At 68.1% G+C, this 19,126-nt stretch carries 18 protein-coding genes; 15 read left to right on the top strand and 3 right to left on the bottom strand.

Going from position 1 to position 19,126, the window contains the following annotated elements:
- Positions 1-37: 37 nt before the first annotated feature.
- Positions 38-1,798, bottom strand: a complete 1,761-nt coding sequence (locus ABT070_RS35600) for an ATP-binding protein (protein WP_351766906.1) — start codon at positions 1,796-1,798, stop codon at positions 38-40.
- Between the two features lie 546 nt (positions 1,799-2,344).
- Here ABT070_RS35600 and ABT070_RS35605 point away from each other — a divergent pair.
- Positions 2,345-3,139 carry a hypothetical protein gene (locus ABT070_RS35605; RefSeq protein WP_351766908.1) on the top strand — a complete coding sequence of 265 codons (795 nt, stop codon included), beginning with the start codon at positions 2,345-2,347 and terminating at the stop codon, positions 3,137-3,139.
- 23 nt (positions 3,140-3,162) lie between these two features.
- On the opposite strand, the gene ABT070_RS35610 is transcribed toward ABT070_RS35605, so the two are convergent.
- Both ABT070_RS35610 and ABT070_RS35615 read right to left on the bottom strand, forming a co-directional pair.
- On the bottom strand, positions 3,163-3,969 hold the full coding sequence (locus ABT070_RS35610; protein ID WP_351766910.1) for a protein phosphatase 2C domain-containing protein: 807 nt from the start codon (positions 3,967-3,969) through the stop codon (positions 3,163-3,165).
- Positions 3,970-3,973: 4 nt separating this feature from the next.
- Entirely contained in the window at positions 3,974-4,819 is an 846-nt protein-coding gene (locus tag ABT070_RS35615) for a sigma-70 region 4 domain-containing protein (protein WP_351766914.1), read from the bottom strand.
- Between the two features lie 457 nt (positions 4,820-5,276).
- On the opposite strand from ABT070_RS35615, the gene ABT070_RS35620 reads away from it, so the two are divergent.
- The 14 genes from ABT070_RS35620 (at position 5,277) to ABT070_RS35685 (ending at position 19,044) form a co-directional block, all read left to right on the top strand.
- Positions 5,277-5,546, top strand: a complete 270-nt coding sequence (locus ABT070_RS35620) for a DUF6284 family protein (protein WP_351766915.1) — start codon at positions 5,277-5,279, stop codon at positions 5,544-5,546.
- Entirely contained in the window at positions 5,543-6,661 is a 1,119-nt protein-coding gene (locus tag ABT070_RS35625; RefSeq protein ID WP_351766916.1) for a conjugal transfer protein, read from the top strand. Before ABT070_RS35620 ends, ABT070_RS35625 begins: the two co-directional genes overlap by 4 nt.
- On the top strand, positions 6,658-7,275 hold the full coding sequence (locus tag ABT070_RS35630; RefSeq protein ID WP_351766918.1) for a GGDEF domain-containing protein: 618 nt from the start codon (positions 6,658-6,660) through the stop codon (positions 7,273-7,275). The genes ABT070_RS35625 and ABT070_RS35630 overlap by 4 nt, the downstream gene beginning before the upstream one ends.
- A complete protein-coding gene (locus tag ABT070_RS35635; RefSeq protein ID WP_351766920.1) occupies positions 7,272-8,096 on the top strand; it encodes a phosphoadenosine phosphosulfate reductase in 825 nt (274 codons plus the stop codon). The genes ABT070_RS35630 and ABT070_RS35635 overlap by 4 nt, the downstream gene beginning before the upstream one ends.
- Positions 8,097-8,179: 83 nt before the next feature.
- On the top strand, positions 8,180-10,417 hold the full coding sequence (locus ABT070_RS35640) for a cell division protein FtsK (protein WP_351766922.1): 2,238 nt from the start codon (positions 8,180-8,182) through the stop codon (positions 10,415-10,417).
- Between the two features lie 140 nt (positions 10,418-10,557).
- On the top strand, positions 10,558-10,809 hold the full coding sequence (locus tag ABT070_RS35645; RefSeq protein WP_351766923.1) for a hypothetical protein: 252 nt from the start codon (positions 10,558-10,560) through the stop codon (positions 10,807-10,809).
- Between the two features lie 23 nt (positions 10,810-10,832).
- Positions 10,833-11,294, top strand: coding sequence for a hypothetical protein (locus tag ABT070_RS35650; protein ID WP_351766925.1), 462 nt, complete (start codon positions 10,833-10,835; stop codon positions 11,292-11,294).
- Positions 11,295-11,384: 90 nt separating this feature from the next.
- Positions 11,385-12,278 (top strand): bifunctional DNA primase/polymerase, encoded by an 894-nt coding sequence (locus ABT070_RS35655; protein WP_351766927.1) that lies wholly within the window; start codon positions 11,385-11,387, stop codon positions 12,276-12,278.
- Positions 12,271-13,746: an AICE element replication initiation protein gene (locus tag ABT070_RS35660; RefSeq protein ID WP_351766929.1), complete on the top strand. Its 1,476-nt coding sequence runs from the start codon at positions 12,271-12,273 to the stop codon at positions 13,744-13,746. Before ABT070_RS35655 ends, ABT070_RS35660 begins: the two co-directional genes overlap by 8 nt.
- 457 nt (positions 13,747-14,203) lie before the next feature.
- Entirely contained in the window at positions 14,204-14,446 is a 243-nt protein-coding gene (locus tag ABT070_RS35665) for a helix-turn-helix domain-containing protein (protein WP_351766931.1), read from the top strand.
- A gap of 79 nt (positions 14,447-14,525) precedes the next feature.
- Entirely contained in the window at positions 14,526-15,791 is a 1,266-nt protein-coding gene (locus tag ABT070_RS35670) for a tyrosine-type recombinase/integrase (protein ID WP_351766933.1), read from the top strand.
- Between the two features lie 190 nt (positions 15,792-15,981).
- The gene (locus ABT070_RS35675; protein ID WP_351766935.1) at positions 15,982-16,272 is read left to right on the top strand and encodes a hypothetical protein; all 291 of its coding nucleotides are present in this window, start codon (positions 15,982-15,984) and stop codon (positions 16,270-16,272) included.
- Between the two features lie 471 nt (positions 16,273-16,743).
- A complete protein-coding gene (locus ABT070_RS35680; RefSeq protein ID WP_351766937.1) occupies positions 16,744-17,298 on the top strand; it encodes a DUF2617 family protein in 555 nt (184 codons plus the stop codon).
- A gap of 96 nt (positions 17,299-17,394) precedes the next feature.
- On the top strand, positions 17,395-19,044 hold the full coding sequence (locus ABT070_RS35685; protein ID WP_351766939.1) for a polyamine aminopropyltransferase: 1,650 nt from the start codon (positions 17,395-17,397) through the stop codon (positions 19,042-19,044).
- Positions 19,045-19,126 lie beyond the last annotated feature (82 nt).

The raw sequence follows: 19,126 nt of genomic DNA on the forward strand, positions 1-19,126 counted from the left end.
CCTGGCGCGGATCACTGCCGTCCGGCAATCTGACGGTTCAGACAGCTCGCCATCGAGCGTTCTTCGAACGAGCCTTTCCCACGAGATCAACACGACCTTTATCACGGAGGGCCTTTAGGGCTCCTCTGACCTGGCCGAAGTCTAGTCCTGTCCGTTCTTCGATCTCATGCCTGAGGAGAGGTCCAGACTCCAAGCTCGCAAGCACCCTATTCTGCAAATCGCTAAGTTCCGCGCCATCCGTTGCATCTGCTAGCGGGATTGCCTCTTCGATAAATTCTGCCAAGAGGCCGTCGAACTGGCCCTCCGCTTGCCCCGAAAGCGTATAAACGGTTGATCCACGGGTTCCGACCTGGTCTGCGATGCCGCGATCGACCAGATCCTTCAGGTCCCTGCTAGCAGCCCGACTGTCTTGAACGCCCGTAGCTGAACGATATGAGCTATTGGTCATGACTTCACCATTACGCATCATAACGAGCGCGGTCATTTGCGGCCTGGAAAGAGGGTCAGAAGAGAGGCTGCTGAGCCAAGTCAGCGCATCCTCATCAATGAGCGTGTGATTAGGGAATTCTGCCGTGAAGGAAGAAATGTCATCGGTGAAGCGCGGAGGTTCCATTCCTGCATCCACGAGAGCGATTCGCATCCGCGCGATACCGCTGCCTCGATTCTCGCAAACCATACGGTTATCACTGTAGGGAGTATCCTCGAGAATCTTAAGGAGGGCCTTATTTCGCGAAGAAGAAATGGTCTCAGTTCCAAGCGAAGTTACCTCGACTGGTCCGTACAACCCTCCAGGGTTACGGATAACCAATCGATCTGGATACATCTCCACTTGGACCTGCATACCCCTAGCGAACTCTGAATAGTCTCGGTGCACTAGCGCGTTCACTAGTGCCTCACGGAGGACTTCTTCGGGGTACTCCCACTCGTCGGTCCTGAACAAGCCTGTCACGATGCTGCGGCGCCGCATATTCCGTTTCAGAATTCGAATGCATTCGCTCACCATCTCAGGAATTGATCCATCGATAGACCTGTTTTCGGTGAAACGCTCGCCCGAGGGCCCTAGAACGCCAGCTTCTGGTGTGGGGTAAGCTACGAATGTGATATCTAGTTGCGGTTCGAACTGCTGTGGGTAGACTCCGAACACGAGCAAGCCGGCAAGGGAGGGGACCAGATTATTGTCGTAATTCACCAAGACATTAAGCATACGCAGTGCTTCAGTGTCGCTGATCCTGGTAAAAATCTGGGACTTTGTTTCACGTACGCGTCTAAGGAATGAGCGAATCAGTTCACTGTCAAGGCTGTCTAGGGAAGCCTCAGGAACTGGCTTCAGGTCGTGCTTCTGCTCATTCCTATTCGCTAGGAGAAGTGAAACCTCGTAGTCGGTAAGCTTTCTGTCGCCATCACTTACGCGAACTCTCGACCCACCCCAAGGGCCCAGATTCTTCTTATGGCAAGGTCTTTGATCCTTTGGGATGGGCGGGATGTAGCATGTGATCACATGCTTTCCCTCTATCTCGATGGTGTGCATCTCTGCGCGCACGGGTGGTTCCATCTCGCTGCATACCCCTGCGAGATTAGCCTCGATTTTCGCAGGCTCATGCACTCCGACAACAGAGAAATCACTCTTCTCGTCCACGCCAAGAACCACGAGTCCACCCTGAGCGTTCGCGAAAGCGCTGATCGTTTCCCACATAGATGTGGGTAGACCACCCTGAGAACGCTTCACCTCACAGGTGAAGTGGTCGCCGCCGAACCGACGCAGCTTTGCAAGCAACTCTTGCAGGTCAGCTTCGGTCACTTGCCTGCCTCCTTGGGCGTCTGGGGAGTCTCAGAGTAGCGTCTTGGTAGTCCTTAACTCTCATGACGTACCCATGATGGTTGATAGACTCGCATGATGGCCTGTCACTCGGCACTGCGCACGAGTGGCCAAGCGCTGCTCGACGCGTGCTTCACATGGACGACCGCCCCCCCCACAGCGCGTTTCCCTCGGTCCCAAAACTCAGCGGGCCGCTGGGCCGGCCAGCCGGGGGCAGGAGGCAGCAGGCGGTGCCACGCGAGATGCTCTCAGGGTGCCAGCGCAAGGTTGCGCTTTCAGCATGGCAACTGGTTCGCTCACTCACTTCCGAGGCCTGTTCGTGCTGCTCAGAGCGTGATCGACAGCCGTTCAACCTCGTTGATTCCCGTCCTGCCGCCCGGGGTGCGGACCGCCGTGAACGGCTTCGGACGGGGGGAATGAGACGGAAACTGAGACGGGGTGCGGAAGAGGTGGCTACGAGCACCTGCACGTCAGGCCAGCTTCCTCGGAACTCCTGGCACTGTCGTTGCGCGGGGCTACCCTCACACCATGCCTGAGTACGACGACAACCCGGCCGGCCGCCTGCGAGCCGTTCTGATCGAGGTGCATCAGATGCCTCCGAACATGTTGGCGTGGGATGCAATGGTCAAGGTTCTAGCTCCGGAAGCCTCGCCGTCCTCGCCGGAAGCACTCAGGGCCATGACACTCCTGCTAGAGCTCCCGGCGGGCATCCGAGCCGCTGTGGATGCGCTTGATGAAGACGAAGAAGAGAAGGAGCACCTTCTTGAGCATCTGGACAAGGTCGAGGCGTTCCTAGCCTCTGTCGCTAACCGAAACCTCAACCTCCAGCAGGCGTTGCCGAGCTTTGCGGCCGGAGGCGACGTCCCCAACAGCGCGGCCGTGCAGTCCCTTGGCACGTGCTCGCGCCGCCTGCACCGCTACAGCCCTGAGCCTGTCATCCCTCGCGAGGAAGTTGACGCACTGATCCAGTCCGTGACCTCGCTCATGGTTGACATTCGCGCGTCCAGCCTCGACAACGCGGCCAAGCTCCTTCTGTTGCATCACCTCCATCGTCTGTTGCAAGACCTTGAGCTCATCCGCATCACTGGTGCCGCTCCCGTTGAGGAGAGCCTTGACGCGTTCCTTGTAGCTCTCTCGCGCAACCCTGAAGCTAGGCAGGAAGCCGAGCGGCAGGGTTTCACTGAGCGACTCGCGGTGATCGCCAGCACCGTCAGAAGGTTTTTCGATATCGCCCGAGGCGTTCGGCAGTTGGGAACGGAGACGCATGCTGTGATTGAACAGGGGGCTCAAGCAATCGAACAGGCCCGAAATCTGCTGTCGTAGCCAGATGGCCCTGTTCAGGGCTGTTACCACTCACAGAAGGCCACGGAAGCGTCGTCGCCGGACTTGTAGCGCGGCCACCGTTGACCCTTGGGGTCCGTAGCCTCCACCTTCCGGACGGCGCCGATCAACTCTCGTGGCCCCCCGGTCCGAAGCGTCGCGAAGACCTCGGGCCAGGACGACATGGAGTAGTCCGTCACGAGACAGGCCGCACCGTCGGACAGTAGGGCGGCGGCGCGCACGTCCTCGGTTGGAACGCTGCCGACCAGCGCGTGTTCCGCAGCTTCGGGGCCGGCGGCCGCGACCCAATATCCAGTCGCAGTGTTGCGAGTCTCCCTCTGCGCGGACACCAAGTTCCGCAGAGCCTCTTTGTGCCCTGCGGTATGCGTCTCGTGCCGAGCGACTTCAGCCTTCAATTCGGGAAGGATCTGATTTACCCGCAGGTCAGTGATCACGGAAAAGCCCTGACGGCCATCGAGCACGATCGGGGAGTCAGCCAAGACCAGGTGGTCGAGGTGCCCTTCTCGCTGCCGCAAGACCGCAACCGTTGCCGAGGGCGTTCCGGGGTTGCCGAGGTCGCATTCAGGGTGCAGAGCCGCCACCCCTTCAAGGGCGTGCGCGAGGCCGGCCGTGAGCGAGGTGTCCGAGTTGGCTAGCGCGGCGACAAGCTGACTGCCGAGGTTCCTCACGTACCAAGGCACACCGTGTCGACATCCGGTGTCCAGGCCCGCCGTGCTGAGTCCGTCCAGCACCACGGCGAGAGTCGGCGTGCCTGCCACCCAATCCTCATTGGGGGCCGCTCCGCCGGGTTGGGTGTCGATCGCGACGCGCATGCTCTCAGCCTTCGTGTCGGTACAGCGGGGTGACGCGTCGACTCTCCAGCACTTCGAGCGTCTTCGGGTCGTAACGGCACGAAATCAGGGTGGAGAAGCGACGCGTACGCACCTCTTTGTAGAGCTCTGCCAGGTTGTTTTCCAGGAAGTGAACGACCCCGTTCGCTCCGATGGAGTGGATACCGGCGATGTAGAGGAACGTCCCCTTTCCGTCCAGTCGGGGGAGTCGCCCCAGGTATCCCACGTCGCCGGCCGAGCCGTCCTCGTCCTGCGGTGACCGGAACTCCTTGCCTGCCACCTGGTCAACCAGGTGCCACGCGTGATCCTTGGCAAACCGAAGGTTGTCGTCACCTTCGAGTACCTGCGCCACGATCGGGGACAGCCGGGGTCCGCAGATGACGAGGTGGTTGTCCCGGTTGAGGTTGACGATCCCGGTCGGTGGGATCACCTCGTACTGAGTCTCCAACTTCATGCCACCGAGCAGCTTGCGCACGTGCTCGAAGTTGTTGAGGTCCTCCCTGGTGACTACCTCACTCGGGTTCTGGTCGGGCCCCTTGCCCGCTTCGTACTTCCCCCCGAGTGACACCGTCACGAGGTCCGTGCCGAAGAACGCGCGCTCTGGCGGCGGGCCGGCAGAGGCGAGCTGACCCACGCGCCCCCGACTGACCCCGAGTCGCTTCGCAATCTCGGCCTGTGTCATCCCGGATGCCTGAGCTTCTTCGATCGCTTCCCTGCGGACGCGCGACAGCTCGTTCACGTGGCTCTGATACCGCGCCATCAGGTCGATCGCTGCTTTGGCGCGGTCGACGGGGTCCGTGATCCCGGAGACCCGTTCCATGTCGTCTTGCACGTCTCTCCAATCGTTGCCTAGGGGGGCTAGTGAACTCTATCGCGAGAGGGGGTTGCACGCAGCCCTCAGTTTGCCTACCGTACCTATCAAGCAAGACGGCAAGCCCCCCTAAGCAACGTGAGGGTGACGGGTCGTCGCTGCATTGACCTGCACAAACAGCGCCCGGAGGAAAGCCCCTGTTCGCGGGGGTGAGTACGAAGGAAGCGTCGGTTCTTTGACAACTGAATGGGGATCACGCCGCCTCTCCTCGGCCAAGTAGGCGGCTACGCGGGACTTCCCGCGTGAGGTACAGCGCGACTCAATCTCGCAGCGCTCGCTGCGGCCGGTTGCCTCCGCTGCACGTCTCGTACGTGCAGCGCTGAGGGGAGCCGGAACCGACTCCAACGGCGCGCGGTCCCCGGGTTGCACCCCGGGGACCGCTGTTCGGGCCGTTCCTGTGTGAGAGGAACACTGACCCATGAAGCACATCGGTGCTGTTCAGGTGGTTGTTACCACCGACGCTTTCGACCGTGAACCGACGCTCGGAGAGCTGAACGCGATCGAGCAGGAGCTTCCGCTGATCCTGGCGGAGGTTGACCTGCTCGACGCGCAGATCAAGGCACTGGATCACCCCGAGAATCAGGTCGACAACCGCCGCATCCGCCGGGCCCGTAACCGGGTCCTGGCCGCTCGGCGGGACCTGACCAACCGCACCGCCGACGCGAACACCGCGGGCGGTGCGGCATGAGCGAGACCCGCAAGCCGCTGACAAGGGTGCAGTTCGGCGTGTTGACTGCCGCGTTCGTGCCCATGCTCGCCACGGGCGTGGTCGGCGGTATCGGCACCTACAGCAACATCGGCCACGCCTACGGCAAGGGGACCGCGCTCGGTGCGCTCGGTGCCGGTGAGGGCGCAACGGCCGTGCTCGCCCTGGTCCTGCTGGGCTTGACCATGCTGGGCCAGTCCTCGCCGCGCGTCGTGCGGGCGGGACTGTGGGTGCTGCCGGCCGCCGCCGCCGTGATGGGCGCGATGGCAGCCCCGGACCCGGGGCGCACGGTCGTCTACGCGCTGACCCCGATGGGCATGTCCGTCTCGGCCGAGGGCATGGCGTTCCTCGCCCGCCGGATCGTCGTGCACACCGACGGCCGCGACGCGGAGAACGAGCGGCGCACCGCCGACATCGTGCAGGCCCTCGCCTACCACCGGGCGCGGGCCGCCCACCACCCGACGCGTCGGGTGCGGAAGCGCTCGGATCGGGCGTCGTGGCGTCTGGCCCGCAAAGTCGGGGCCGGAGACGCGGCGTTGGGATCGAGGCTGCTGGACGTCCAGCGCGACCGCGTCACCAGCGGCGCGGATGCCGCACTCGCGGCGATGTTCACCCCGACCGCACTCGACTCCACCCGGGTCGCAAATGCGGAGGAATCGACTACAAATAGTCGAGAACGGTCTACGGCTGACCTGCCCGGATCGAGCACGCCTACGGTCGTGCTGACGCGGCTTGCGGTGCCCGATCCGGTACCGGTCGACCTCGGCAAGTCGGGTACCGGCATGAAGTCGATGCCCGCCGTCGCCCCGGCGGTGAAGCCGGTCCCGATCGCCCCGGCACCGGCCCGGTCACTGCCCGCCGCGTCGACCCGGTCGAGTCGGGCGACGGGCCGCGTCCCGGCCGCCGCGAAGTCGACCCGCACCCGCCGCACCCCCGAACAGCTCATGGCGGAAGCGCGGAAGGCTACGGCCGGCCTGACGGACGGGGAGGTGACAGGGGAGGGCATCCGCCGGGCCCTGCGCACCTCGCCCGCGAACGCCCGCATGCTGCGTGACGCTCTGCTCGCCGAACGCGCCGCCACGGCGGTGACGCCGTGAGCACCCTCGCCGCGCTCTTACCGGCCCTGCCGCCTGCTCTCGGGTGGGCGGTACACGCCCGGTGGCTGCACAACCGGCTGACCACCGCCCGCCGCGACCCGCTCACCGGGCTGTGGACGCGGGACGCCTTCACACGGCGGGCCCGCCGCCTGCTGCGCGACCCCCGCGCCGTGGTCGTCCTCGCGGACGTCGACCACTTCAAGCACATCAACGACACCCACGGCCACGCCGCCGGTGACGCCCTGCTCGCCACGGTCGCCGCCCGCCTCGCCCACGGCATCACTCTCGGCGGTGTCGTCGGACGCCTCGGTGGCGACGAGTTCGCGGCCGTCGTCGTCGACCGTGACGGCACGATGGCCGACCGGCTGCACACCCTCGCCCGCGTCCTCGCCCGACCAGTCGACACCAACCCCGACGTGCACACCAAGGTGTCTCTCGGGTGGGTGCGGGCCGCCGACCATCCGGGCGAGGATCTGTCGGCGCTGCTGCGCCGCGCTGATGAGGCCATGTACGCAGCCAAGCGGTCCGGTCGGTCCGGGCCCCGTAGGGCTCGTCTCGGGCGCCTGCTCGGGTCGGTCGCCGGCCGTCGAGCCGGACGGCGAGGTGCGGCATGAACAGCGCCAGCACTACGCCGGTGAAGACGTTCAGCTTCGGCGGGGGCGTGCAGTCCACTGCGGCTCTGGTCCTCGCGGCCACCGGTGAGCTGGACTACCGCACCTTCCTGATGGCCAATGTCGGGGACGACTCCGAGCACCCCGGCACCCTGCGCTACCTGCACGAGTACGCCATCCCCTATGCCGAAGCGCACGGCCTTGAGCTGGTCGTCCTGGACCGGGTGATGAAACGTTCGGGGGAGGTCCGCACGCTGTATCAGGACCTCACCCGGGAGGGGTCACGGTCGCTGAAGATCCCCATACGCATGTCGAACGGGGCCCCCGGCACCCGCTCCTGCACAGCCCAGTTCAAAATCAAGGTCGTCGGCGACGAACTCAAACGCCGTGGCGCCACGAAGGACGCACCCGCGACGGTCGGGATCGGCATCAGCCTCGACGAGATCGCCCGCGCCAACAAGCGGCGCTGCGAGCCGCACGAGCGCATCGAATACCCGCTGCTCGAACGCGGGATCCGCCGTATCGACTGCGCCCGCATCATCCGCAGTGCAGGTCTGCCGGTGCCCCCGAAGTCGTCGTGCTGGTTCTGCCCGTTCCACCGGCCCGAGACCTGGCACGACATGCGCCGCGACGAACCCGAGCTGTTCGAGAAAGCGTGCCAGCTTGAGGAACTCCTCAACCGCCGCCGTGACGAACTCGGCAAAGACCACGTGTGGCTGACCCGCTTCAACCGTCCGCTGCGCAAGGCGATCCCGGACGGCGTCGACACCCTGCCGTTTGACGAATGGGACTCCGGATGTGACTCCGGCTGGTGCATGACCTGACCCACCCTCCGCAGGGCCCGGCCGCCCGCCTCCACAGCAAGCCGGCCGGGCCCTTCAACTCCCCTGAAGGAGCGCAGTACATCGTGACCGAGAACCCGACGTTCCCGCCCCCGAACGACCCGGACAACACCCCGCAGGAGCGGACGGCCGACGTCCTGCCGTTCCCGCTGGAAAAGTCCACCCCGCCCGCCGCCCCTGCCCCCGCCGCGCCGACTGAGGTGAAGGCGGGTGCGTGGGAGGCCGAACTGCCCGACACCGACGACCCGGAGGCCGAGGGACTGGCCGAGGGCGCTCCGGTCGACCCGCCGCGTGAGGTGTATCCGCCGTCGGTGACGGAGTGGATACAGGAGCGGGACAAGGCCCGCCTGCCGGTGCTGCCGGACTGGGTGAAGCTGCCCGACCAGCGCACCGCCGTCCGCAAGTGGGCCGTCCGCCACTACTCCACCGTGGCCGGCTACCACGCCGTTCGCCTGCCCTGCGTCTACACGCCCAAGCTGCTCGCCTACACCCCGCGCGGCGCGTGGCGCTGGTCTACGGCCGTCGGCCGGTGGGTGTTCGACACCGAGGGCAAAAGCTTGCGCCTCGCGGCCGTGGCCGCCGAGGACGCCGGCGAGTACCTCAAGCTCTCCCGGCAGCGCAACGACCGCGTCCGCCTGCGGGGCATCGTCGCGGCCGTCGGCGGGTTCGTCGGCCTGATCGCCGCGCTCACCCTGTACGTCATGGCCCCGTCGTGGCTGCTCCTGCTGTCCGTGGCCACCCTCACCACGGCCCTCGGACTGTCCGGGGCCCCGGCGGACCGGCCGCTCATCGACCGGGCCAAGGTGACGTTCCGCAAGCGCAAGCTGTCCTCGGACATCGTGGTCCGCGCGCACGACGCGGCGAGCCTGACCACCAAGAGCCAGTCCATTGCCTTCCCGCGTCCGATCGGGCGGGACGGCGACGGGTGGCGGGTGGTGGTCGACCTGCCGTACGGCAAGACGTTCGAGGACGCCGTCAAGGCGCACTCCCGCCTCGCCTCCGGCATGGACATCGCCCCCACCCAGCTGTTCCTGGACAAGGACGAGACGAGCGGGCGGCGGGTGTCGTACTGGATCGCCGACCGTGACCCGCTCGCCGTCCCGGCCGGCCGCACCCCGCTGCTCGGTGCGACGCGGGTGGACTTCTGGAAGCCGTTCCCGTGGGGTGTCGACGAGCGCGGCAACCCGGTCATGGCGTCGATGCTGTGGCTGTCGCTGCTGGTCGGTGCCGTGCCCCGGCAGGGCAAGACGTTCTCCGCCCGCACGATCGCGCTGGCCGCCGCGCTGGACCCGTACGTGCGGCTGATCGTGTTCGACGGGAAGGCGTCGCCGGACTGGCGTGCGTTCACCAAGGTCGCGCATCGCATCGGGTTCGGCATCGTGCCCCGCAACGGTGTCGACCCGGTCGAGCACCTGATCAGCGCTCTTATGGAGCTGAAGGCGGACGTGGAGGACCGCTACCACCGGCTGTCCGAACTCCCGCTGCACATCTGCCCGGAGGGCAAGCTGACCCCGGAGATCAGCCGGGACCGGAAGCTGAACATGCCGCTCACGCTGGTCGTGGTCGACGAGGTGCAGGAGTACTTGCAGCACCCCGTGCACGGCAAGACGGTCCTCGAGCTGCTGGTCTACCTCACCCGCGTCGCGCCCGCGGTCGGTGTCTCGGTGATGAACTCCACGCAGAAGCCGGACGACACCGCGTGCCCGTCGGTGCTGCGTGACCAGCACCAGGGCCGTTTCTCCCTGCGGGTCGGCTCCTGGCAGGTCTCCGACGTCGTCCTCGGCGCCGGCTCCTACAGCGAGGGCCTGGACGCGTCCAAGCTGCTCAAGTCCCACAAGGGCGTCGGCATCCTCAAGGGCATGTCCGACGACTCCGGGATCGTGCGCACCTACCTCGCCGACGGCCGCGACGCCGACACCGTCCTCACCCGCGCCCGCACCCTGCGCGAGGAGGAAGGCACCCTCACCGGGGACGCGGTCGGCGAGACGACCAACAAGCGCGGCACGGACGCGATCCTCGGCGACGTCGCCGCCGTCCTCGGACGGCGTGAGGACAAGGTGTGGTCCGAGACGATCGTGGACCGTCTCGCCGAACTGAACGCGGACGCGTACGGGGAGTGGGCCGCGCTCGAGGGGCGCGCCAAGGCCGACCAGCTGGCCGCCGCGCTCAAGCCCTACGGCATCAAGACGGACCAGGTGTGGGGCAAGACGGAGTCCGGCAAGGGTGCCAACCGGCGCGGCATCGAGCGTCAGCACATCATCAACGTCGTCACGGAGCGCAACAAGAAGCGGTCCGAGAAGTAGCCGCGAAACGTCGCTAGGTCTAGCAAGCCACGTCGCTAGACCTAGCAACCTCGCTAGCGACCAAAACCGCCCCTGATCAGCCCGCTAGCGCCTAGCGGATGACCTGCGGAAACCCTCCAACCCCGTCTGGGAGCCCCCTCATGGCCCTCTCGTTCCTCGCTAGTGCCTGCCTGCTCACCATCACGTTCTGTTACGGCGTTCGGTGCTGGCTCCAGCCGTTCGGACCCTGCCGCAAGTGCGACGGCATGGGCCACGCCCTCACCTACGACCGCAAGGGCAAGCCCAAGCGCGGCAAGGACTGCCGCCGCTGCCACGGCCACGGCATCCGCATACGCGTCGGCCGCCACCTCTGGAACGTCTGGACCCGCACCCGCCGCGCCGGCACCCGCTGACCACCGAAAGGAACCCACCCGCCATGACCAACCACCAGCACCACCCCGCCGTGCGGACGGCCGTGGACGTCCACCGGCCCACCCCCCTCGCTCCCGCCGCGCCGTACGCGGCACCCCTCGTACCCATGCAGCCCGGGGCCGTCCCGGCTGTGGCGAGCGTGGTCCTGCCGGACGGCCGGATCGTCACCGGCTACGCCGTCAGCCCCATGCAGCCCGAACCGGTCGCCACCCGGCCGGCCGTGCCCAGGACGGCGGTGAACGTCGCCCTCGGGGGCGTCGGGTTCCTCGCCGTGTGCGGCGGGCTGCTGATGCTGACGACGTTCATCACCGCACTGGCCACGCTGGTCTCTCAGCTCATCACGCTGGCCGCCGTCATCTTCGGCGGATGGATCGCCGTACAGATCTTCAGCGGGCGCGGCCACGGGGCCGGGACGACGGTCAACATCCGCAAGGCCGTGATCAAGCGCAACCGCTTCTACCAGTAGCTACGCCAAGGGCGACCCCCGCATCTCGCCAAAGAACTGGGGTCGCCCTTGCCAATCAGTCAGCAACTGACCTGTTGGAGGTCTCCCAGCATGCAGCAACCCACCGCCATCCGGCGAGTGCCCCGAACCGCCACGCTCGCCGTACCCTCCCTGCTGGGCACCGCGCTCACGCTGGCCGCGCACGGCGTCCCGGTTCTGCCCCTGCGGGCGGGGAAGGTGCCGTTCGGCAACTGCCCGGAATGCGCGCGGAACGCGTGCGGCGGCCGGCCGAACATGAAAGCCCCCGGCCCCTGCGCCTGCCCGTCCCCGTGCCACGGTTGGGCGGCCGCCACCACCGACCCGCAGGTTCTCAGCTCCACAGCGTGGGGTCCGGCTTGGCGGCACGCGGTGACCGTCGCCTATCACCCCGGGGGCGCCGGCGTGACCGTGGTCGACCTGGACGACCCCGCCGCCGTCCAGTGGGCCCGGGAGACCCTGCCCGCGACCCGGACCGTGACCACCACCCGGGGCGAGCACTGGATCTACCGGGGAACCATGCCGTCATCGAACGCCGTACGGCCCGGCGTCGACATCAAGTCCCTTATGGGATACGCCCGTTGGCTCGGTTCCGGCACTGGCGCCACAGCCGCTCTCCCGGACGCTGTGCGCGCGCTGACGGTAAAGGAGCCGTCCCCGGCCCGTAGGGCACCACACACAGTGCCTCTGAGGGCCCATGGGGGCGAGTGCAGGCACCGTACGCCCGCCTATCTGGACCGTGGCATCTCCATGGCCGTGCAGCGCATCACCGACGCCCAGAGCGCCATCCACGCGACCGTGTACCGCACGTTCCTGGCGGTCCTGTCGACGCACGGCCGATGCGGCTGCCTCACCGAGGCGCACACCGCGCGGCTGTTCACCGCCGCGCAGGCCAAGGGCGAATCGCCGAGGCACTGCACGGACGCGTGGACCAACGCCCTGACCACGTTGGGACTGAGTCATGCCTGAGGACGAGAAGAACCCCGCCCGGCAGATCATCGCGGACTACGCGCAGTCCCACTTCCGGTACTTCCGCACCGCCGACGGCACCGTGTACGCGCAGAAGAACGGGCACCCCGTCGCCCGCCCGATGCGCTCGCAGGGCACCACCGGCAGCCACCGCCAGGAACTCATGGTCGGCCTGTTCAAGGACGGTCGCGGCGTGTTCAACGGATCGGCGATGAAAGAGGCACTGGACTTGATCGAAGCCCTCGCGCTGGAGGCGGACACGCACGCCGTACACATCCGCGTCGCCCCCGGCTTCGACGGGGCGACGTGGCTGGACCTGGGCCGCGACGACGGGAAGTCCGTCCGCATCCACCCCACCGGCTGGGACATCCTCACCCCCGACCCTCGGGAAGTCTGCTGGAGGCGCACCCAGCTCACCGGCGAACTCCCCCTTCCCGTCAAGGACACCGACGGCAAGGGCATCGACCTGCTCATGCGGCTGTGCAACTTCGCCAACGCCGAAACCGAATGCCTCGCCATCGCGTGGCTCATCGGCTGCCTCGGGCCGTCCGTGCCCGTCCCCGCGCCGTTCCTCACCGGACCCCAGGGCGCGGGCAAGTCCACCGGCGGCCGGATGCTCACCAGGATCATTGAGGGCATGAGCGGTGACCTGCGCCGGGCACCGAAGGACGAGGAGAACCTCATCGCGGCTGTGGCGGCGGGATGGATCACCGCGCTGGACAATCTCTCCCACATGACGCCGGACCTGTCGGACGCGATGTGCTGCATCGTGACCGGGGCCGAGAGCGTCAAGCGGGCCCTGTTCACCGACGGGGACGTCTTCCGCGTCGGCTACCGCCGGCCCCTGCTCCTGACCGGAATCGACGTGGGAGTCATCCGGCCCGACCTCGCCGAACGGCTCCTGCCCCTGCGCTTGGAGCGGCCCCGCGTCCGGCGCACCGAGGCCGAACTGTGGGCGGACTACGCGGAAGTCCTGCCCGTCGTCCTCGGCTCGCTCCTGGACCTCACCGTCAAGGTCCGCGCCGTGGAGGCGGAGACGCCCACCGACCTGCGGATGGCGGACTTCGCGCACCTGTGCGCGCAGCTCGACGCGGCAACCGGGCTCGGGGCGCTCAACGCCTACCGGGCCAGTCTGGACGACCTGAACGACGACGTGATCGAGGGCGACCTGTTGGCGCAGACCGTCCTGCGGCACGCCGACACCATCGAGCCGGGAGGGGAGCAGCGGATGACGTCCACGGAGTGGCTGCACTGCCTCAGCCTCCTCTACAGCGGCGAAGACTGCCGTGCCCTGCCCAAAGGCTGGCCGACCACCGGCAAAGTCCTCTCCGACCGGCTCAAGCGCCTCCAGCCGACCCTGGCCGCCCGGGGCGTCCTCATCGACACCGGCCGCACCAGCGAGGGCCGCTACCTCGAAATGACCCGAACGGCACCCACACCCCCACACGAGCAACAGCGGATGCATTGACCCGCGCCCGCTCGCCCGGACAAGCAAGAGGAGCACCACCGGCCGGGCGTGCTCCTCTTGCTGTTTGGCGGAACGCCGCCCAAGGGTCGCGCCGCGCAGCGGCTCCTTCTTCGCGTTCTGAGCCGCACCAGCACCGCAACAGACGCTCCCTCTTTTGTCCTAAGAGGGAAGACGCTGCGTCATCTGCGTCATGCGGGCCGGAAAACGGCACTTGACCTGCGGCTACAGCCATGACGCAGACGGCCGTGTCTGCGTCATCCTGCGTCATCTGCGTCATGGGCTGCGTCACGGATGACGCCGCCCATGACGTGGCGATGACGCACCCCCAAACCGCTGCGTCACATAAAGCAGCAGGTCACAGGCCTGAATGACGCTGATGACGCAATGACGCAGAAATCCGCACCTCGGACAGGCACGCCCCGAATCCGGATCGCCACCCGCGCACGGAGGACATGCGATGAGCACCGCACGTGAACAGCCGGACCCGCGCGCCACGCTCCGTGGCGGGTTGCCGGACCGCTACCTCACCCCCGACGACATTGCCGAGATCTTCGAGGTACCCAAAGAGACCGTCTACCAGTGGCGCCGGAAGCGCATCGGGCCGCCCGGATTCCGCATCGGCAAGCACACCCGCTACGACCCTGCCGACGTGCTCGCTCACGTCGCAGAGCGCAAGAGCACAGACCAAAGCGCTGCCTAACCCAACACCCATCGCAGACAGCAGGGAGAGCCGCTAACCGGCGGCTCTCCCTGCTGCGTGTTGAGAGGACCGCCGCCTCATGGCAGGCCACATCCAAGACCGCTGGTTCAAGACCGAGACGAACGCCGGCGGAAAGACCGTCCGCATCAAGAGCGACCGCCACGGAAGTGGTCTGCGCTACCGGGCCCGGTACATCGGTCCAGACGGCGCAGAGAAGTCCAAGAGCTTTCCCGACGGAAAGAAGCGACTCGCCGAGAAATGGTTGAGCGCCATTGAGACGGACATGACGCGCGGTCAGTACACCGATCCCAAGTCCGTGCGGATCACGTTCCGGCAGTACGCCGACAAGTGGTTGGACAGCAAGACGTCCAGCCCGATGGCCCGGAAGGAATTCGGCCGGCGTCTGCGACTGCACGTCTACCCGGTGCTTGGCTCCCGGCCGATCGGGACCTTCCGGCCCGAACACATCCGGGAGCTCCTGGCCGCGCTGGACGCGAAGCCCGGAGTAGGCCCTTCCTACACCCGGAACATCTTCGCGGACGTTCAGTCGGTCCTGTCTGCCGCTGTGGATGACGCGCTGCTGTCGCGCAACCCGTGCGGTGCACGGACCGTTCGGCGCCCCAAGCCTGACCCGCATCGCGTAGTCCCATGGGTGCCCGCGCAGGTGTTCGCTGTTCGAGCAGCCCTTCCGGAGCGGTACCGGGCGATGGTCGACGTCGGTGCCGGGTGTGGTCTCCGGCAGGGCGAGGTGTTCGGGCTGGCTGAGGACGCCATCGACGCGGACGGGCGCACGCTTCACGTGGTCCGGCAGATCAAGCACGTGGAAGGGCACCCCGTGTTCGCTCTCCCCAAGGGCGGCAAGAAGCGGGACGTGCCGCTGCCCGACTCCCTGGCGGAAGCTCTCCGGGCCCACATGGACGCCTGCAAGCCCGTGGAGATCACGCTGCCCTGGGACGTGCCCGAGGGCCCGAAGGTGTCCGCCCGGCTGATCTTCACGGCTGAGCAAGGGGGCATGGTGTGGCGGAGCAACTTCAACGGCAAGGAGTGGAAACCCGCCCTCGCGGACGCGGGCCTCATCCCGCCGGAAGCGGATGAGAACGGGAAGTACGAGTCGGCGCGTGAGCACGGGATGCACGCCCTGCGGCACTTCTACGCCTCTGCGCTGTTGGACGCGGGCGAGAACATCAAGGCCGTCAGCGAGTACATGGGCCATGCCGATCCGGGGCTGACGCTGCGGGTGTACGCCCACCTGATGCCCGAGAGCCGCGAGCGTGCCCGTCGTGCCATCGACTCCGTGTTCCAGCGCATCTCTCAGGAAGCTCACGGCCCACAGACGGCCCAGTGAGACTCAGACGGCCCCTGACCTGCCCTTCTGTGCAGGTCAGGGGCTTTTTCCTCGGGAGAACCCTCTGAAGTTCCTCAACTCTGCTTTGGCAGATGAGACGGACGGGCATCCCCCGTTCACGTGGCGCTCAGACGCCACGCGAGGCGCCCACGGGGGGCCGCTTCGGGGGACACGGAAGGAGGGTGACGTCATGGTCTTCGGCATCATCCTGGCGGTGGTCGGAATCTTGTTCGTGGCGGCCTTGCTGGTCAACGTCCGCACTCGCGGCGCCGCGAGGTCGTACCGCGGCGGCCGGTCGCGCCGGTACAGCGGCGGCGGCAGCGCGGCCGGCGGCAGCGGTGGCAGCTGGTGGGCCGGCGGGGGAGACGGCGGCTCCGGCGGCGGCCACCACGGGGGCCACTCCTGCGGCGGAGGGTCGTCCTGCGGGGGCGGCGGGTCGTCCTGCGGCGGAGGCGGCGGCGGATGCGGCGGAGGCAGCTGACACGGGGCAGCTGAGCTCCCCGCGGGGGGAGCCGCATCCGGACCGCGGGGCCCGACCCTGACCACGGGCTCCGCGGTCGCACCGATCGCACCGGTCGCACCAGTCACACCGATCGCACCGGTCCCACCGGTCGTGGCAGCCGGGGCGCTCATGGCGGCCACCTCGACTACCCGCGGTCGCGCCTTTCATGTGGGGCGCGTGGATGCACGCCTGGGCCGCCTGGGGGACGCCATGGTTGAACAATTGAGCTGTGGACCCCCCGAGGGATGGAAACCCCACGAAGTTGGGTAAAAACGCTGTGGAGCCACCGCAGTTCATGATTCCCTCTAAACCACCAACGCAGCCCCTCGGACCCCTTCGGACGTCCCCTGCGGACGACCTTCCGGACCGGGCCGACCGGGGCCGTTCTCCCGGCTTCGACCGGGGTGCGCCGACCTGCCCCCTCTCTTTGCGTCTCCGCGGAGCCGATCCATGCTCACCACCCTGAACACCTCCTACACCGACACGCGCGCGGCCGATCTCGCCTGGGCCCTGGGGCGGGAGCCGCTGCCCGCCCTCGCCACACTCGACCTCGAACTGTCCGCTGCCAAGCTGCAGCTGAGACTGCTCGGCGCATCGCACCAGGTGCTGCTGGAGGAGGAGCAGGGCTGTTGTTCCGAGACGGTGGCCTGCATCCCCGGCAGCAGTACCCCGCTCCCGCTGGGCGTCGCCAAGCGGGTCGGCGACTGGGAGTACGAGTTCGCCGCCCGCGTCGAGGTGCTCTCGCCCGGCCAGTTCGCGGGCCGCGCCCAGGAACTCCTGGCCCTGGTCTCCGAGCACCCGCACGGCCTCGCCGGCGTCTTCCCGGGCAGCCCGCACGCCTTCACCGCCCTGCTCGCCCACCGCAGCGAGGGCCAGGTGCACTGGCGCACCTGGCACGCCTATCCGCAGGACGGGCAGCTGGTGGCGACCAGGACGAGGGTGGGTATCCGCGTGCCGTCGGGCGATCCGGGCCTGCCCGTGAGCGCCTCCGCCCAAGGAGTCTGAGGCGCCGGCGGCTCAAACGTCCGGTGCCCGAACGACCTCGGATTCCACACGTGTGGGTGACGAGGGGCACCCACGCCGTCACGTAACGTCGCAGTCGTGATCGAACCGCACGCGCCGGCCCCGCCCGGTGTCCGGCCGGACCGGGAGCCGCCCCCGCAAGGGTCCGCGCGGCTTCCGGTCCGGCCGGCCACCGGGCGGTTCCTGGTCCTCGCCTGCGTGTTCGTCTGCGCGGCCTGCGGTCTCGTCTACGAACTGGAACTCGTCGCTCTCGCCTCCTACCTGATGGGCGACTCCGTCACCCAGGCCTCCGTCGTGCTGTCCGTCATGGTCTTCGCGATGGGCATCGGCTCCCTCGCCGCCAAACGGCTCCGCCGGTTCGCCGCGGCCGGCTTCGGCGCCCTGGAGACGACCCTCGCCCTGGTCGGCGGATGCAGCGCCATGTCGCTCTACGCGGTGTTCGCCTGGACGGGCGACTGGGGCGGCCTGTGGGCCCACGGCCCCCGCGTCCTCCTCGTCGCGTTCTCCCTCGCCATCGGTGTGCTCATCGGCGCCGAGGTGCCCCTCCTCATGGAGCTCATCCAGCGCATCCGCCGCCAGGACGCGGGCGGCGCGGTGGCCGACCTGTTCGCCGCGGACTACGTGGGCGCGCTGGTGGGCGGCCTCGCCTTCCCCTTCCTGCTGCTGCCGTTCCTGGGCCAGCTGACCAGCTCCCTGCTGACCGGCGGGGTCAACGTCGTGGCCGGGGCCGCCCTGGTACTGGGCCTCTTCCGGCGCGACCTCACCTGCCGGGCCCGCTGTCTGCTGCTCGTCGCCAACATCACCGTCCTCGGCGTCCTCGCCTCCGCCGCCGTCCTCGTCGACGACTTCGAACGAGCGGCCCGGCAGGCGGTGTACGGCGACGATGTGCGCGTGGCGGTGCGGACCGGCGTCCAGGAGATCGTCCTCACCGGCGGGACCGGCGGCCGGCCCCTCGACCTCTACCTGGACGGCCTCCTCCGCTTCGCGGGCCGTGACGAGCGGCGGTATCACGAGGCACTGGTCCAGCCCGCGATGAGCGGTCCGCACGCGCGCGTGCTGATCCTCGGCGGCGGCGACGGTCTGGCCGCCCGCGAGGCCCTCGGCCACCCCGGGGTGCGCCGCGTCGACATCGTCGCACTCGACCCCGGCCTGGTCCGGCTGGCCCGCACCGACCCGGGCCTGTCCCGCCTCAACGACCACGCCTACGGCGACCGGCGCGTCCACGTCGCCACGGGGGAGGCCTTCCAGTGGCTGCGCGGGGCCCCTCCGGCGACGTACGACGTGGTCGTCGTGGATCTGCCCGACCCCGGCATGACGGCCAGCACGAAGCTCTACTCCCAGGAGTTCTACGGCCTCGCCCGCCGGGCCCTCGCCCCGGGCGGCCGCCTCGTCGTGCACGCCGGCCCGGTCGCCGGCCGGCCCCGCGCGTTCTGGACGGTCGAGGCGACGATGCGCGCGGCGGGCCTGCACACCGCCCCCTACCGTGTGGACGGCAGCGGCACCGGCACCGGCCGCACCATGGCCCCCGACCGCGGCACCGGCAGCTCCCGGGCCCCCCGCGACTGGGGCTTCGTCCTGGCCACCGCCGACACCCGCCCGCCACTGCGCCTGGACCCACAGGCGCCGCGCACCCTGACCCAGGCGGAGCTGACGGCGGACGCGCGGGCGGCGGAGGCGACCCGGGTGACGGGGCTGAGGCCCTCGACGCTGGTGCATCCGCGGTACTGACCCGGCCGCCCTTGGCCTACCACCGGCCGGAGCCCGGCGGAGCCGATTCCCGGTTTCGCCGGGTGCTTTCCCCTGCCCGCTG

The sequence above is a fragment of the Streptomyces sp. NPDC002884 genome, assembly GCF_040295245.1.
GTDB lineage: Bacteria > Actinomycetota > Actinomycetes > Streptomycetales > Streptomycetaceae > Streptomyces.

Excerpts from the sequence above, each read along its gene's own strand:
- ABT070_RS35660 (WP_351766929.1), top strand. The coding sequence starts at position 12,271 with ATGCCTGAGGACGAGAAGAACCCCGCCCGGCAGATCATCGCGGACTAC.
- ABT070_RS35670 (WP_351766933.1), top strand. The coding sequence starts at position 14,526 with ATGGCAGGCCACATCCAAGACCGCTGGTTCAAGACCGAGACGAACGCC.
- ABT070_RS35665 (WP_351766931.1), top strand. The coding sequence starts at position 14,204 with ATGAGCACCGCACGTGAACAGCCGGACCCGCGCGCCACGCTCCGTGGC.
- ABT070_RS35655 (WP_351766927.1), top strand. The coding sequence starts at position 11,385 with ATGCAGCAACCCACCGCCATCCGGCGAGTGCCCCGAACCGCCACGCTC.
- ABT070_RS35625 (WP_351766916.1), top strand. The coding sequence starts at position 5,543 with ATGAGCGAGACCCGCAAGCCGCTGACAAGGGTGCAGTTCGGCGTGTTG.
- ABT070_RS35620 (WP_351766915.1), top strand. The coding sequence starts at position 5,277 with ATGAAGCACATCGGTGCTGTTCAGGTGGTTGTTACCACCGACGCTTTC.
- ABT070_RS35635 (WP_351766920.1), top strand. The coding sequence starts at position 7,272 with ATGAACAGCGCCAGCACTACGCCGGTGAAGACGTTCAGCTTCGGCGGG.
- ABT070_RS35650 (WP_351766925.1), top strand. The coding sequence starts at position 10,833 with ATGACCAACCACCAGCACCACCCCGCCGTGCGGACGGCCGTGGACGTC.
- ABT070_RS35675 (WP_351766935.1), top strand. The coding sequence starts at position 15,982 with ATGGTCTTCGGCATCATCCTGGCGGTGGTCGGAATCTTGTTCGTGGCG.
- ABT070_RS35605 (WP_351766908.1), top strand. The coding sequence starts at position 2,345 with ATGCCTGAGTACGACGACAACCCGGCCGGCCGCCTGCGAGCCGTTCTG.
- ABT070_RS35680 (WP_351766937.1), top strand. The coding sequence starts at position 16,744 with ATGCTCACCACCCTGAACACCTCCTACACCGACACGCGCGCGGCCGAT.
- ABT070_RS35610 (WP_351766910.1), bottom strand. The coding sequence starts at position 3,969 with ATGCGCGTCGCGATCGACACCCAACCCGGCGGAGCGGCCCCCAATGAG.
- ABT070_RS35645 (WP_351766923.1), top strand. The coding sequence starts at position 10,558 with ATGGCCCTCTCGTTCCTCGCTAGTGCCTGCCTGCTCACCATCACGTTC.